Origin of the sequence: Mesorhizobium sp. M1A.F.Ca.ET.072.01.1.1, from assembly GCF_004023325.1 — a bacterium.
Lineage (GTDB): Bacteria > Pseudomonadota > Alphaproteobacteria > Rhizobiales > Rhizobiaceae > Mesorhizobium.
In genome coordinates, this window is record NZ_RZSF01000163.1 from 1 (window position 1) to 14,774 (window position 14,774).

Annotated in this window: 14 protein-coding genes; 12 read left to right on the top strand and 2 right to left on the bottom strand. The window is 64.4% G+C overall.

Annotated elements, in window-relative coordinates; all coding sequences use genetic code 11:
* Both EOA32_RS21285 and EOA32_RS21290 read left to right on the top strand, forming a co-directional pair.
* Positions 1-580, top strand: a 580-nt coding sequence (locus EOA32_RS21285) for an exodeoxyribonuclease III (RefSeq protein WP_128372806.1), incomplete at its 5' end; no start/stop codon positions are given.
* Positions 581-764: 184 nt separating this feature from the next.
* Positions 765-1,955, top strand: a complete 1,191-nt coding sequence (locus tag EOA32_RS21290) for a hypothetical protein (protein ID WP_128372807.1) — start codon at positions 765-767, stop codon at positions 1,953-1,955.
* Positions 1,956-2,279: 324 nt separating this feature from the next.
* Here the strand turns inward: EOA32_RS21290 and EOA32_RS21300 are convergent, their stop codons facing one another.
* Positions 2,280-2,387: a putative RiPP precursor gene (locus EOA32_RS21300; RefSeq protein WP_128372809.1), complete on the bottom strand. Its 108-nt coding sequence runs from the start codon at positions 2,385-2,387 to the stop codon at positions 2,280-2,282.
* A 553-nt stretch (positions 2,388-2,940) separates the two neighbouring features.
* On the opposite strand from EOA32_RS21300, the gene EOA32_RS21310 reads away from it, so the two are divergent.
* The 8 genes from EOA32_RS21310 (at position 2,941) to EOA32_RS21345 (ending at position 12,271) form a co-directional block, all read left to right on the top strand.
* Positions 2,941-4,431 carry a WD40 repeat domain-containing protein gene (locus EOA32_RS21310; protein ID WP_128372810.1) on the top strand — a complete coding sequence of 497 codons (1,491 nt, stop codon included), beginning with the start codon at positions 2,941-2,943 and terminating at the stop codon, positions 4,429-4,431.
* A gap of 83 nt (positions 4,432-4,514) precedes the next feature.
* Entirely contained in the window at positions 4,515-4,973 is a 459-nt protein-coding gene (locus EOA32_RS38740; RefSeq protein ID WP_189407291.1) for a sel1 repeat family protein, read from the top strand.
* A complete protein-coding gene (locus EOA32_RS21315) occupies positions 4,939-6,762 on the top strand; it encodes a tetratricopeptide repeat protein (RefSeq protein WP_245499347.1) in 1,824 nt (607 codons plus the stop codon). Before EOA32_RS38740 ends, EOA32_RS21315 begins: the two co-directional genes overlap by 35 nt.
* A 168-nt stretch (positions 6,763-6,930) precedes the next feature.
* A complete protein-coding gene (locus EOA32_RS21320; RefSeq protein WP_128372812.1) occupies positions 6,931-8,949 on the top strand; it encodes an amidase in 2,019 nt (672 codons plus the stop codon).
* 90 nt (positions 8,950-9,039) lie between these two features.
* On the top strand, positions 9,040-9,591 hold the full coding sequence (locus EOA32_RS21325; RefSeq protein WP_066998484.1) for an isochorismatase family protein: 552 nt from the start codon (positions 9,040-9,042) through the stop codon (positions 9,589-9,591).
* 84 nt (positions 9,592-9,675) lie between these two features.
* Positions 9,676-10,131: a GFA family protein gene (locus EOA32_RS21330; RefSeq protein ID WP_095784258.1), complete on the top strand. Its 456-nt coding sequence runs from the start codon at positions 9,676-9,678 to the stop codon at positions 10,129-10,131.
* 366 nt (positions 10,132-10,497) lie between these two features.
* Complete coding sequence (locus EOA32_RS21335) at positions 10,498-11,733, top strand: amidohydrolase family protein (protein WP_245499348.1); 1,236 nt, start codon at positions 10,498-10,500, stop codon at positions 11,731-11,733.
* Positions 11,734-12,130: 397 nt separating this feature from the next.
* Complete coding sequence (locus tag EOA32_RS21345; RefSeq protein WP_095829502.1) at positions 12,131-12,271, top strand: DUF1127 domain-containing protein; 141 nt, start codon at positions 12,131-12,133, stop codon at positions 12,269-12,271.
* A 128-nt stretch (positions 12,272-12,399) separates the two neighbouring features.
* Here the strand turns inward: EOA32_RS21345 and EOA32_RS21350 are convergent, their stop codons facing one another.
* Complete coding sequence (locus EOA32_RS21350; RefSeq protein ID WP_066998476.1) at positions 12,400-12,714, bottom strand: GYD domain-containing protein; 315 nt, start codon at positions 12,712-12,714, stop codon at positions 12,400-12,402.
* A gap of 402 nt (positions 12,715-13,116) precedes the next feature.
* Here EOA32_RS21350 and EOA32_RS21355 point away from each other — a divergent pair, with 402 nt between their 5' ends.
* Together EOA32_RS21355 and EOA32_RS21360 are read left to right on the top strand one after the other, a co-directional pair.
* Positions 13,117-14,283, top strand: coding sequence for a PLP-dependent aminotransferase family protein (locus EOA32_RS21355; protein WP_189407295.1), 1,167 nt, complete (start codon positions 13,117-13,119; stop codon positions 14,281-14,283).
* 245 nt (positions 14,284-14,528) lie between these two features.
* Positions 14,529-14,774, top strand: a 246-nt coding sequence (locus tag EOA32_RS21360) for a hypothetical protein (protein ID WP_145971329.1), incomplete at its 3' end; no start/stop codon positions are given.

Genomic DNA, 14,774 nt, shown 5'->3' on the forward strand with positions numbered 1-14,774 from the left:
GATCCTGGCTCGCGGCGCCGAGCCGGTGCTGACACGCGACGCGCTGCCCGGCGACGATGCCGACCGCCAGGCGCGCTACATCGAGGCGGCGGTCAACGGCATCGTGATTGCCTGCCTCTACGCGCCGAACGGCAATCCGCAGCCGGGGCCTAAGTTCACCTACAAGCTCGCCTGGCACCAGCGCTTCGCGGCGCATGCGAGCGAATTGTTCGACACCGGCCTGCCGGTCGTGCTTGCCGGCGACTTCAACATTGTGCCCGAGCCGCTCGACATCTACGCCACCCGCTCCTATGACGACAACGCACTGGTGCAGCCTGAAAGCCGCGCCGCCTTTGCGGCGCTGATCGATCAGGGCTGGACGGATGCGCTGCGGAAAGTCTTCCCGAAGGAGGAGAAGCTCTACACGTTCTGGGACTACCGCCGGAACCGCTGGCCGCGCGACGCCGGCCTACGGCTCGACCACATTCTGTTGTCGAAGAAGCTGGCGCGGAAGCTGAAAGGAGCGGGCATCGATCGGGAGGTGCGGGGCGAGGAAAACGCCAGCGACCACGCGCCGGTGTGGGTGGAGCTGGCGACCTGACCTTCTCCACGGAAAAAAGGAAAGGCGGCGCTGTCCGCCGGCGTCTCTACGTTTGATGCCAGTCTCTCGCAAATAATGGCTGTGCAGCAACGACGGCCCACGCTAGCTTTTGCAGGACTACGAGGGGGTGCGGACCTTATGCTTTTCAGCTTGAGTATTTTTCTCCAGCCAACGCTTCCCCGCCGTGGCTGACAACGCCCTCGTCCTCTTCATCTCCGTCCTTGTCATCGCCGGCGCCATTGCCCTCATCGCGCTCGCTTTGCGCTGGCGGCGCAAGCGCCGCAGGGCGCGCGGCAATCCCAATCCGGCCGGCGACTATGCGCCCCGCACCGCCTGGGGGCAGACATCCGGCAAGCTGAACTTTTCATCCTTCGTCTTCATGGATGTCGACGGCGACGGAACCTATGGTCAGGCCGACCGCCCGATGGCCGGCATCGTGGTGCGGCTGTTCGACCAGTCCGGCCGCTTCATCGTCGCGGCGCGAAGCAACGCTGCCGGTTTTGCCAATTTCCCGATGTCGTCGACGCGGCGCAGCGCCGTGATCCGCTCGCCTGGAACGTTTCGCTTTTCGGTCTCCGTGCCGCCCGGCTGGCGCGCCAGCGGCGCCAACGAGAACCAGTCTGTGCGCGTGACGGATGCGCCCGGCTCGCTTGTCGGTTTGGCTGGGGAGGGTCTGCCAAGGCCCGTCGGCCTTAGCCCTGCGCGCATAGTGAGCGGCAGGACGCCGGCCGCGGCCACGGCAACCCTATCCGTGATGGGCAAGGGCCAGCTACTCGAAAGCTACCCGCTCTGCGCGGCCACCACCTTCGGCTTCCCGCTCGCCGGCGGAGCCGATCAGGTCGCGATCGCCGGCGGCGGGCTCGACCGGCGCCTCGCGCTGTCGGCCTATCCGGTCGATCTCGGCTTGCTAGCGCCCGGGGCGCTTCAGCCCGATGCGGCGCTCAGCACCATCGGCTTCGACGACCTCACCACGCGCGGCCTGAGCAAGATCCCTTCCGGGTACGCCGGGCTCGACTGGCACAATCTCAACGCCATGTCGCGTGACCACACCAGGAACAGCGAAGGCTACGTCAACGGCAACGTCTCGGGCGCCTATATTGCCTATACCAGCAGCGGCCATCCGGCAGAGTTCGGCCGTGCGGCGCCTTTCGGCTTCCATTCGGTGATGCTGAGCGCCGCATGGCTGCGCTCGGAAGGGGAGAGCGCGTGCGTCGAAAGCTGGCTGGGGGACGAGTTGATCGCGCGCGACGAGGTCGCGCTATCGGCGCTGGCACCGGTTCAATACGCGCCGATGCTGAAGGCGGTGACACGCGTGCGTCTGTCGACCAAGCATCACTGGCAGATGGTGCTGGACGATCTGGTGCTGGCGCTCTGATCCCTGTCGGCCAAAGGGCGACGGCTTATGGGCGAGATATGTGTCAAGCAAAGACGAACTATGTCGCCCAAAGGATGCCGCAGCTTCGGCAGAAAGACCTGCATCAAACGAAGAATTAGAGCGCGTTGCCTGAATTTCGGTGCAACGCGCTGTAATGCTTAGAACGTGAACGAAGAGGCGCCGTTGGCAGTGATTGCCGAAAGCCTGCCCTTTTTGACCAGGCCTGGTCTCTCATATGCTTTCTTCATGGCCGGTTCCCCGAATTTCCTGGATCGCAAGAAGGAGCCAGGATCGGCAGGCATCAACAGCAGATTGTCCGGCAGATCAGCTCGGCGGGCCGCCGCCATTGATAACAGTAGAAGGACCGCCGGCGACAATTGTCGAAAGCTTGCCTTTGCGGACCAACACAGGCTTCTCGTAAGTCTTCTTCATGATTGAACCCCCGTTAACCATTCGAATTGACAAGACGTTAATCAGCCGCCTTGTCACGCAACAAGCCAGGATGACCGCTGGCCTCAAACATCAATGAAGCTGATCGGGCTCTTCCCGAATCAACCCGGGACCGGTGTCGAACCCGCGACGACCATCGAAAGCTTGCCTTTGCGGACCAACACAGGCTTCTCGTAAATCTTCTTCATGCTGTGGCTCTCCTGAAAATCCCGGGCGGATAATGTCATAAGAGCGTTTGCTGTCAACCAGCGCGGGTAGTCGAGCTTGTTATTCTTGGGGAGTGTGGCTTTCTGCTCACGGGCCGCTTGTTTATGGAGCGAAAGACATCACGCTTCGGTTCTGAGCATCGGGATATTGGCCGGCCGGCTGAGTAAAGCCGAAATTCGGCCGGCGGCGGGATTGAAGAAGTCACGCCGCGCCAAAGCACGTTTACCTTTCTTCGTGTGATGTCTTGCACTTAGCCCCGGCGAAAAGCTCGGCTAGAATGGCCGATGCGCCCTCCGCCAGTTGGAGTGAAGGCGCCTGGGGGATGCCGATGAAAAGATCGACCGACAGGCTGTTGGCGCTGGCGATGCTCGTCGTCGGCTTCGCCTGCTTCGCCAAGCTTTATCTGGCGCTGGGGGGCAAGCCCCCGGCCACGACGAGCGCCGGGATCTTCGGCGCGGCGGGCATGCTTTCGATTCTCGCCGGGCTTTCGTTCCTTTCCGGCCTGCTGCCGGGCGCGCCAAGGCATGAGCCTTCGGCGCCTCTGTTCGGCCGCGACGCCGAGATCGTGCCGGCCGGGCGCCCGCGGCTGCGCCGCATCGCGCTTGCTGTGCCCCTCATTGCCCTTGTCGTCATCCTCGCCGACCAGTTCGGCCGGTGGCGGGAAACAGGGGGCGATGCGGCCGCGCCGGCCAGGGAAGTCGCCGTCGCTCCGGCGGAGCCTGGGACCGAGCCGGCCTCCGCGCCTGTCGCGCCGGCGCCCACGGCCGCACCGTCCGAGCCGGCGGTCGCTCCGCCGCAGCCCGCCGCACCGGCGCAGCCTGCAACAACGCCGGCCCAGCAGACCGCGCTGGCGCCGGCCACGCCGCCGCAGACGCTGGCGCCGCCTCGGCCACCGCCCCCAGCCCAGCCGACCGCGCCGGAAGGCCACCGCGATGCCGTCGTCTGGCTGGCGGTGTCGGCCGACGGCCACCAGATCATGAGCGCCAGCACCGATCGCATGATCAAGCTCTGGGATATCGACGGCAAGCGGCTGATCCGCGACCTCGGCGTCCACAAGGACATGGCGCGCAGCGCGCTCTTCATGCCCGACGGCAGAAGCGCGCTCACCGCCGGCGACGACGGCGAGATCGTGCTGCGCGAGCTTTCCGATGGCACAGTGCTGCACGTCTTCTCGTCCGGAGCGAACGGCGGCGTCCGGCAACTGAAGATCCGCCCCGACGGCAAGCTCGCCGTCAGCGGCCACGACACCGGTTCCGTCGTCGTCTGGGATTTGCAGAAAGGCACGGTGCTGCATGTCCTGCCGGGCCATGATTGGTCGGTGAGTTCCATCGCCATCTCGCCAGATGGCGCCAGGGCGCTCACCGGCAGCATCGACGGCGAACTGAAGCTCTGGGACATCCTTGCGGGCAAGCGGCTGCGCAGCTGGCACGGCCACGATCGCGGCGCCTATGGCGCGCTCTTCCTGGCCGACGGCCACCATGCGGTGACCGGCAGCGGCGACTACACGATAAAACTCTGGGATCTCGACACCTTCAAGGAGGTCCGCCGCTTCGACGGCCACTCCGGCACCGTCTATGCGCTCGCCTTATCGGCCGACGGCAAACGGCTCGGCTCCGCCTCGCTCGACGGCACGGCGCGGATCTGGAATATCGATACGGGCGCCGAGATCGCCGAGTTCGACCCCGGCACCGGGCCGATCTACTCGGTCGCCTTCGCCGCCGACGGCACGCTTTTGACCGGCGGCATCGACCGCACCATCCGCGACTGGCCGGCGGCAGGAGGGGAGGGCACGGTGCTGTTCGCCGGCGCGCCTGAGTGATCGAGATATTCGCAACCACGGATATTCCAGAACGGCTCTGCTTGCGCTACTAATTACTGGTGGTTGCAAGTGGGGCGGGTACTATGAGCAATAACGACGGGTCTCTGGACGCGAATACAACTGTCATCAGTGCGCCTGTGCGGCGCCACGGAAGAATCCTTTTCATAATCCTGGCATTGCTGGCCGCTTATGTGCTGCTTGGACCGTTGAGAAATTACTATGTGCAATGGTCGGCAATAAGGAAAGTACAGGCGGCGCACCTAGCTAAGGATTATGAGGAAGAATTTCGTCAGCTGTCGGTGCTGGCGAGCATGGGCAACCGGGATGCTCAGGGCTATCTCGGCGCAATGTACTGGCGTGGTGACGGAACCGCACAGAACGACGAGCAGGCGGTCTACTGGTGGCGCAAGTCAGCTGACGGCGGAATTGCGGAGGCTGAAGCGTCGCTTAGCCAAAGCTTATTCTCTTGGACGTGGTGTCGCGAAGGACGATCAGCTTGCGGCCAGTTTGGCGAGGAAGGCGGCGGACAAGGGCAATGCTAATGGCGAATACCAGCTCGGCGTCCTTTATTTGCAAGGTCAGGGGGTGGTCAAAAGTGCTGAACAGGCGGTCTATTGGTGGCGCAAAGCGGTCGATGCAGGAAGCGTCGAGGCGGCATACAGCCTCGGTCAGGCTTATTATAGCGGTCTGGGCGTCAAGATAGACGACAAAACAGGAGCGATCTGGACTCGCAGGGCGGCCGACAAAGGGCATTCAGAAGCCGCTTATGTCCTCAGCAGGGCGTACAAGTTCGGCTTAGGCGTAGAGAAAGACAGCCAACTCGCCGCCACATGGGCTCGCAAGGCTGCAGATCAGGGGAACGCGGACGGCCAATGGATGCTCGGCGTTCTCTACCATCTGGGTGAGGGCCTGACACAGAACGACAGCCTTGCATTTCAATGGTGGATGAAGGCCGCTGCCGATGGCGTCATGCAGGCGCAATACAGTGTCGGCACCGCGTATGCTACTGGAAAGGGCGTCGGCAAGGATGATGCCCAGGCATTCCTTTGGACGAGCAGGGCGGCCAACCGGGGGGACGCCTTAGCACAATCAAGCCTGGGTTCGATGTACTGGCTTGGAATGGGCGTACGGCAGGATGATGTTCAAGCCGTTGCCTGGTGGCGGAAAGCTTCGGAGCAAGGCAACGCCGAAGCACAGTTGTCGCTGGGGAATGCGTACTTGAAGGGCAGGGGCGTGGCCCAAAACAGCCGGGATGGTGCAGCCTGGTGGCTCAAAGCCGCGGACGCAGGCAACGCGGACGCTCAAGGGCAACTCGGCATTCTGTACCACCAAGGCGTCGGCGTTGCCCGGGACGACCGGTTGGCGGTCAAATGGTGGACCAAGGCCGCGGCCAGTGGGGTTGCGGTGGCACAGTACAGTCTCGCAAACGCCTATCGCACGGGAAGTGGCATTGCCAGGGACGACGCCCAGGCATTCTACTGGATGAACAAGGCAGCGGATCAAGGCACCCCTCTGGCGCAATCCGCGCTCGGCGGGATGTATGCCGCTGGCGCGGGTGTTCCGCAGGACCACGCTCAAGCCGCGGTTTGGTGGCGCAAGGGCGCCGAGGCAGGAAATGCCGAAGCCGGCTACAATCTTGGCCGGGCCTATTTGCTCGGCGAAGGTATCGAGAACAATGACCGGCTGGCCGCCAAATGGACGCAGATGGCAGCCGACGGGGGTAATGCCGATGCCCAATATCAGCTAGGCATTCTGTACCATGAAGGCCGCGGATTTGCTCGGGATGGCGGATTGGCCTTCCAATGGTGGATGAAAGCCGCGGTCAACGGGCATGCCGTCGCGCAGTACAATATCGGCACGATGTATGGATTGGGACAGGACGTCAAACGGGACGACGGCCAGGCACTCGCCTGGTTGAGCAAGGCTGCTGAGCAGGGCAACGCAGAGGCCGAGGAGGCAGTCGGGAACGCCTATTCCACGGGTACCGGTGTCTCGGAGAGTAAGGCTAATGCAATTGCGTGGTGGCTCAAGGCCGCACGGCAGGGAAAGCTAAATTCGAAGCTCAACCTGGCTTATGCATATGCAAATGGCGTAGGCGTCGCAAGGGACGACAAGGCCGCCGAGACCTGGTGGCTTGAAGCAGCCCAGGCTGGCAATGTCGATGCCGAGTTCAGCCTTGGTACGCTCTACTTGCGGGGGATTGAAGGCAAGCCGAACTACCCGGAAGCAACCAAGTGGTTCCTCAAGGCAGCCGAACACGGCAATGCCCTGGCCAAGACCTATATCGAGCTCATGAAGGAAAGCGGCCAGTTCGACAGTAAGACGCTGTGAGAAGTGGGTGCCTTGCGGCATGCTGGTGGTTGGTGACTGTCTGGGCGACATCAATCTCCCCCTTGCGGGGAGATGCCCGGCAGGGCAGCAGGGGGGCGCGGAGGAACGCGGCCTTCGCGACTACGTCTTCGCCGGACGCGTGATTGCTGACAAGAGGTTCGCCAAGCCATGAATATAGTCGAAGCCTCGATCGCCGACCTGCGCCGCGCGCTTGAAGACGGCACAATTACGAGCGTCGAGCTCACCGGCGCGTACCTGCGGCGCATCGCCCATTACGACCGCCACGGCATAGCGCTGAACGCCGTGCCCATCCTCAATCCAAAGGTGTTCGAGGAGGCGGCAGCTTCCGACCGCCGACGCCGCGCGGGCAAAACGCTTGGGCCGCTCGACGGCATCCCCTACACCGCCAAGGACAGCTACAAGGTGAAAGGCCTGACGGTCGCGGCCGGCTCGCCGGCCTTCGAGCATCTGATCGCCAGCGAGGACGCCTTCACGATCTCCCGGCTGCGCGCCGCGGGCGCGGTGCTCATCGGCCTCACCAACATGCCGCCAATGGCCAATGGCGGCATGCAGCGCGGCATCTATGGCCGCGCCGAGAGCCCCTACAACAAGGATTATCTCACCGCCGCCTTCGCCTCCGGCTCGTCGAACGGCTCGGGCACGGCGACGACCGCGTCCTTCGCCGCCTTCGGGCTCGGCGAAGAAACCTGGTCGTCCGGCCGCGCGCCCGCCTCCAACAACGCGCTGGTCGCCTACACGCCGTCGCGTGGCGTGATCTCGGTGCGCGGCAACTGGCCGCTGGTGCCGACCATGGATGTGGTGGTGCCGCATACGCGCAGCGTGCCGGACATGCTGGAGCTGCTCGACGTCATCGTCGCCGACGACGAGGAAACGCGCGGCGACTTCTGGCGTGTGCAGCCCTGGGTTTCGATCCCGAAGGCATCAGCGCTGAGGCCGGCGAGCTATACCGGGCTTCCCCTGCAAGGCGCGCTCGAGGGCAAGCGGCTCGGCGTGCCGAAAATGTATATCGGCAAGGATCTCGGCGCCGACCGGCCGATCGAGACGCGCGCCTCGGTGCTGGAGCTCTGGCGGCAGGCTGCGCATGACCTGCAGGCGCTCGGCGCCGAGGTGGTCGAGGTCGATTTCCCCGTCGTATCGAACTATGAGCGCGACCGTCCGGGCGCGCGCTCCATGGTTGATCGCGGCCTGGTGCCGGAGGAATTTGCAAACCGCGAGATCTGGGACCTGTCGATCTGGTCGTGGGACGATTTCCTGCGCGCCAATGCTGATCCGGCGATTCCCGATCTTGCCTCGGTCGATGGCCCCAAAATCTTTCCACGGCCACCGGGCACGCTGCCCGACCGCTATGGCGACGACGGCTTCGACCTGGCGGACTATGTCGAGCGGGCGAAGAACGGGGTGAGCCCGCTCGAGGCCATCCCCACCATCGAGGACGGGCTCAAGGGGCTGGAAGAGACGCGCCGCATCGACTTCGAGAACTGGCTCGACGCCAATCGCCTCGACGCCGTGGTGTTGCCGGCCGTCGCCGATGTCGGCCCGGCCGATGCGGATGTCAACGAGGCCTCCGCCGATCTTGCCTGGCGCAACGGCACCTGGGTCGCCAACGGCAATCTGGTCTGGCGCCATCTCGGCATCCCGACGGTGACGGTGCCGATGGGCACCATGGCCGATATCGGCATGCCGGTCGGCCTCACCTTCGCCGGCAAGGCCTATGACGACGTGGCGCTGCTGCGGCTTGCCGGCGGCTACGAGCGCGCCACCAAGCGCCGTACCCGCCCGCCACGCACGCCGCCGCTGGCCGATGATGTGTTTGAACGGAGCGGGGGCACATTGGGCCGCCTCAGCGAAGCGCCGCTTATGCTGGCCCTCACCGCCGAGACAATCCACGCCGGCGACGACACTGACGAGATCGCGATCGCGCTGGAGATCGACGCGGGCAAGGCCGGGCAGGATGCAGCCATGCTCAAGGTCCACGTCAACGGCGAACCGGTCACCATGCGGGGAAGCGGCAACCGCCACACCGGCCGGGCCGTCGTGCCGGCTGCGACGCATCAGGGCTTCCACAGCGTCTGGCGCAGCGCTTACGGCTCGATCGTCACGGCGATCGTGAGGCTGGCGGATGGGCGGAGCGCCGGCGCGTATGTGGTCACGGGCGGGATAGGTTGAGGCGGCGAAATCGCAGATCTCCCCGACAACAGGGGGACCACGCTCGTCCCCGTCCTTGACCCACCCCCCACCTCCGCTATCTTCGCGCCCATGCCAGACACCGCTCCCTCGGCCGCCGCTCCGCTGATCGTCATCGACCTGCAGACCGGCATGTTCGACGGCCGTTTCGATCCGCCGATCCATGATGCAGACGTCATTGCCGAGCGCGCGCGAAAATTGATCGATTGGGCGCGCAAAACCGGCCGCAAGGTGGCCTTCGTGCGTCATGACGGGCCGGCGGGGGATCCGCTGGCACCTGGCGCTTCCGGCTGGCCGGTATGGCCGCAGCTCGGCCAGGCGGCCGGCGAACCGACCTTCGGCAAGAGCGTCGGCAATGCCTTCTCCAACGCCGATCTCGGGCAGTGGGTCGCGGGGCAGGGCGTTCGCGACGTGGTGCTCATCGGCGCCCAGAGCGATTTTTGCGTTGCCGCCACGGTGAAAGGCGCTCTTGCCCAGGGCCTCGGCGTCACCGTGGTTTCGGATGCGCATTCGACGCTCGATTCCGAGGAGGAGAAAGCGCCCGACATCATCATCCGGCACAACAAAGCCTTCGCCGAGCAGGGCGCGCGGCTGACGACGACCGCGGCGCTGATTGGGGGCTGAGGGCTTGGCTCCTCCTTCTTCCTTGTGGGAAGAACGCGTCGCCGAAGCGACGGATGAGAAGGGAAAACAACCCAAGGAGCGCTCATGCCAATCCCCTCCCTGCCTGCCGAAGGTGGCTGCCGCTGCGGCCGCGTGCGCCTCAGGATCTCCGCCAAGCCGCTGCTCACCATGGCCTGCCATTGCACCGGCTGCCAGAAGATGTCGTCGAGCGCTTATTCGCTGAGCGCCGCTATTCCCGCGGATGGGTTCGAGATCACCAAGGGCGAACCGGTGATCGGCGGCCTGCACGGCGCTTCGAAACACTATTTCTGCGGCTACTGCATGAGCTGGATGTTCACCCGGCCGGAGGGGCTCGACTGGTTCGTCAACCTGCGCCCGACAATGCTGGACGACCCCGCCTGGTTCACGCCTTTCGTCGAGACCTGGACCAGCGAGAAGCTGCCCTGGGCCGAGACGCCCGCCCTGCACAGCTACGCGGCCTTGCCGGCCTTCGAGGAATATGACGGGCTGGTCGCGGAATACGCCAAGTCCCAGGCCTGATGGCCAAAAGCAAAACGGCGACCCGGGTCAGATCGCCGTTCAGTACAAGGTCGACGCGGCCGTTGGGGGCGACATTGTTGGGGATGTGCTTGGGCGTCCGCGTCGACCAAGGCGGCCTCGTACCGCAGCCTGGACTATGGCATGTTTTTCTCGTGTCGAAACTTCCGCGATAGCGGAATAGGCAGGCGACAGGGACTTCCCCACCGCCGCTTGGAATTAAGGTTAACGGCGGCGCAGCCGGCCGGGCGCGCGATCTGCCAACCGCGGGTGACAGAGAACTTGGGCGAAACACTTTCTATCCCGATCCGCATTGACCTCTGGCGGCCGAGGGACGACGACTGATGCATCATTGCTGATGGATTGCACTTGCCCCGCTTTCTCAACGCAAAACTCGCCGACGGCTCCCTGGCCGACCTCACCGTCGCCGACGGCCGCTTCAGCGCCATTACGCCCGCCGCCAATGCCGCCGGCGCGCCGCCAGGCGCCGTCGACCTCGCCGGCCAGCTCGTGCTGCCGGCCTTCATCGAGGGCCACATCCATCTCGACACCTCCTTCTATGGCGATGTCTGGCGCCCGCACATTCCCTGCACCAACGGCTTCGACGTGCGCGAGCGGGTCGCCTTCCAGATGCGGAACCTCGAGCAGGCCGCGCCGATGGACGAGCGCGCGAAAAACCAGCTCGAGCTTTGCGTTGGCAATGGCAGCCTCGCGATGCGCAGCCATGTCATGGTCGACGCCGCGGTCGGGCTGAAACATGTCGAGACGATCCTTGCCGTGCGCGAAAAATATCGCGAGCTGATCGACATCCAGCTCGTCGCCTTCCCGCAAAGCGGCATCCAGTCGTCGCCCGGCACCGCCGAGCTTCTGGACGAGGCTTTGAAGCTCGGCTGTGATCTGATCGGCGGGCTCGACCCGGCAAGCTTTGACCGCGATGTGAAGGGCCATCTCGACGTCGTCTTCGGCCTTGCCGAAAAACACGGCGCCGGAATCGATATCCACCTGCATGACGGCGGCACCCTCGGCCTGTTCGAGATCGAGGAGATCGCCGCGCGGACCACGGCACTGGGCATGCAAGGCAAAGTCGCCGTCAGCCACGCCTATGCGCTGGGCGACATTTCCGCCGACGCGCTGGCCGAAGCCGGCGAGCTGCTCGCCGCCTCCGGCGTCGCCATCATGACCAACGCGCCCGGCAACCATCCTTTCCCGCCGGTGGCGGCATTGCGCAAGGCGGGCGTCACGGTCTTTGCCGGCTCCGACAACATCCGCGATTCCTGGTGGCCCTACGGCGATGGCGACATCCTGAACCGCGCCAACATGATCGGCTACCGCTCCGGCTTCTACGAGGATCGCGAGCTGGAAGCCGCGTACGACGTGGTGAGCCATGCCGGCGCCAGGGCGCTAGGGCTCGAAGGCTATGGCATCGCCGTCGGCGCCAGGGCCGATTTCGTCGCGCTCAGGGCCGAGCATGTGCCGGAAGCGGTGGTGGGGGTGCCGAAGGAGCGGACCGTGTATCGCGCGGGCAGGGAAGTGGCACGGGAGGGGAAGATGGTCGATCGGGCCGGCCTCACCGGCCTGCCATCCACCGGCCTGCCATCTGCTTGACAGTCCGATGGTCGTACCGCATTTTCCGGCGAGGCAGGGGAGATTTCGCCATGAAGAAAGAGTATTCGAAGCCGACGCTCGTCCGCAAAGGCCGGCTCTCGGCGCAGACCGCGCAGCAACTTCCTTCCGGTAGTACGGACTAACGCCTGACGCCTATTTTGGCGAGCAAGGCAGTCAGCAATTGTGCGCCCGTCATAGCCGGCAGCGCCGTCTGTTGGCGCTCGCCTCTAGTGCCGCGGCGTCGAAACCCAATTTAATTCGCACACAAATGTTTCAGGCCGCTCCGGCTTCGTGAAGCATTTCACCGTCTGCGCGCAATCGCTTGGTTACAGACGCACCTCAAAAGCGGCGCCCGGAGGGCGGCCGCCAATTCTGCCGCTGCTTTGTGGAGGTTGCGATGTTTAAGAGCCTTAACCGAATCCGCGCCGCGTTCGCGCAGGCGAGCAGGCGCCGCAGGACGACGCGGGAGCTGAACGAACTGCCGCCGGAGATCCGCAAGGACATCGGATGGGACGACGAGATTCGATTGCCGTTCTAGTGCATGTTGCCCAAGAGTGCGGAACGGTTTTGGGATATGGGCATGCGTCAGCAAAGCTCGGCCTGCGGTGACGTGATGCCGGCAGCACGGGACGACCAACACGCCGTCCGCGCTGCCTGGCCAGGCCGTCAGCCGGCAGGCTTGTAGGCGCCGGCAGCCTTGTTGGCGGCAGCGAGCACCGCCTTCATGTCGAGTTCTTCGAGGACGACCAGCTCGCTCAACGAGCCGCTCGCGCGCACGGCAAGGGCCATGCCCATCCCGGCGACCTGATCCGGCACCTCGCCATTGACGACGACGTCGTAAATGCCGCGCGTGAACATGACGCTGCTCATCCTGCCGCCGACGCTTTCAAAGAGCGCCTGGATTGCAGCTTCGCGGTTCGATCCCTGCATCAGCCCTTTGGCGGCATGGGGTTCGTAACTTGCCAGTATGGTGACCTTCATGGCTATCTCCTCCAAATATCATTGCCTCAGGCTGCTCAATGGTTTGAGCAGCCGAGGTGCTTGTTGTTTCACTGACATTTGACCTGGTCACGGACCGCCCGGGCACCATGGCCAACAGGCGGTTCAGCCGGAGCACGGCTTCGGCTTCAGACAATATGCGCCTATTCTAATATTACGACAATCCCGCGATGAGCGGACCGCCGTCGTGTCAGATATCTCCGTCAGGATATGTGGGCCAAATGTCGTCAGAGCGATGCGCCATGGCCGTTTTGTGTATTCACGCGACGGACGTGGCCTGATAATAGGTCAACGAAGCTGACCTAAATGCTAAGCCCCTGAACGAAGCACTGCGGGAGGTGCGCTTTGACCCTGTTGAACCTTCTGGCCTCGCGCTCCTCGCGCATGAAGGCCTCCGAAATCCGCGAGCTCCTGAAGCTGCTCGATCAGCCCGACATCATCTCGTTCGCCGGCGGTATTCCCGATGCCTCGCTGTTTCCGGCCGAGGCCATCGGCGACGCCTATCAGGCCGTGCTCGGCGGCGCGGAAGCGGGGGCCGCGCTGCAATACCAGGTCAGCGAAGGTTTCCTGCCGCTGCGCAAATGGCTGGCCGGCTATATGGGCAGACTCGGCATCCGATGCGACGAGGGCAACATCTTCATCACCTCCGGCTCGCAGCAGGCACTCGATTATCTCGGCAAGCTGTTTCTGTCGCCCGGCGACACCGCGCTGGTCACCTGGCCGACCTATCTCGGCGCGCTGCAGGCCTTCAACGCCTACGAGCCGCGTTACGACCGGCTGAACATTGCCGGCGGCAACATGACGCCGGATGCCTATGGCGCGGCCGCCGCGGCTAACGGCGGCAAAGTGAAATTCGCCTATCTGGTGCCGGATTTCGCCAACCCGACCGGCAACACGCTGGATAGCAAGCGGCGCGAGGCGGTGCTCGACCTCGCCGGCGAGCTCGACATCGCCGTCATCGAGGACGCCGCCTATCGGGCACTGCGCTATGATGGCGAGGCGGTGCCGCCGATTCTGGCGCTGGATTGTGCCCGCTCGGGCGGCGTCGACAATGCCCGCACGCTCTATTGCGGCTCCTTCTCCAAGATCCTGTCCCCAGGCATGCGCGTCGGCTGGGTCTGCGCGCCGCGCCATGTGGTGGAAAAGCTGGTGCTGATGAAACAGGCCTCCGATCTGCACAGCCCCTCGATCAACCAGATGGTCATGCATCGCGTTGCCGAGACCATCTTCGACGCCCAGGTGGAGAAGCTGATCGGTGCCTATCGCCGTCGCCGCGACGCGTTGCTCGGCGCGCTCGAGGAAAACATGCCGGACGGCATTTCCTGGAGCCGGCCGGAAGGCGGCATGTTCGTCTGGCTGACGCTGCCCGAAGGCACTGACGCCACCGCGTTGCTGGCGCGTTCGGTAAAGGAGGCGCGCGTCGCCTTCGTGCCGGGCAACGCCTTTTATGCCGACGGCACCGGCCGCAACACGCTGCGCATGTCCTTCACGCTGGCCGACGACCGCGCGGTGGGCGAGGGCGTGCCGCGATTGGCGAAGCTGCTGAGGTAGCCAATTCCCTCAAAGAGAGATCGACAGCCGGCTATCACCTCCTTCTCGCGCAGGCGTGATTGGTAGTGCGCAGCCGTGATTATAGCCACGCCGATTCTTCGGCTAGGGTCGCGGCCGATCCAACACCCCCTGGATCGGCAGGCAGCGAAGTCCCACCTTCAAGGCCTCAACGAAAGAGCCCCGACGGCTTCCACCGGCGGGGGTTTTTTTTGTCGGCGATCCGGTGCTACTTGTTGCAGTTCTGCATGTTCGAGGTCGTATTGCCGCTGGCCGTGTTGTTGTCGGTATCGTTAGCGCCCGTATCCTTGCAGCGATCCTGCATACCGGCGGGCTGGTTCGTCGAATTCGGCGAATTCACGGAACTTGTGGAATTCGTGGTGGTCGTATCCGTGCCAGGGGTTGTCGGCGTGGTGACCGTGGCACCGCCCGTCGCATTGCCCGAGGCGCCGCCAGTCGTGCCCGAGACGCCGCCCGAAACGCTGCCGCTGGCG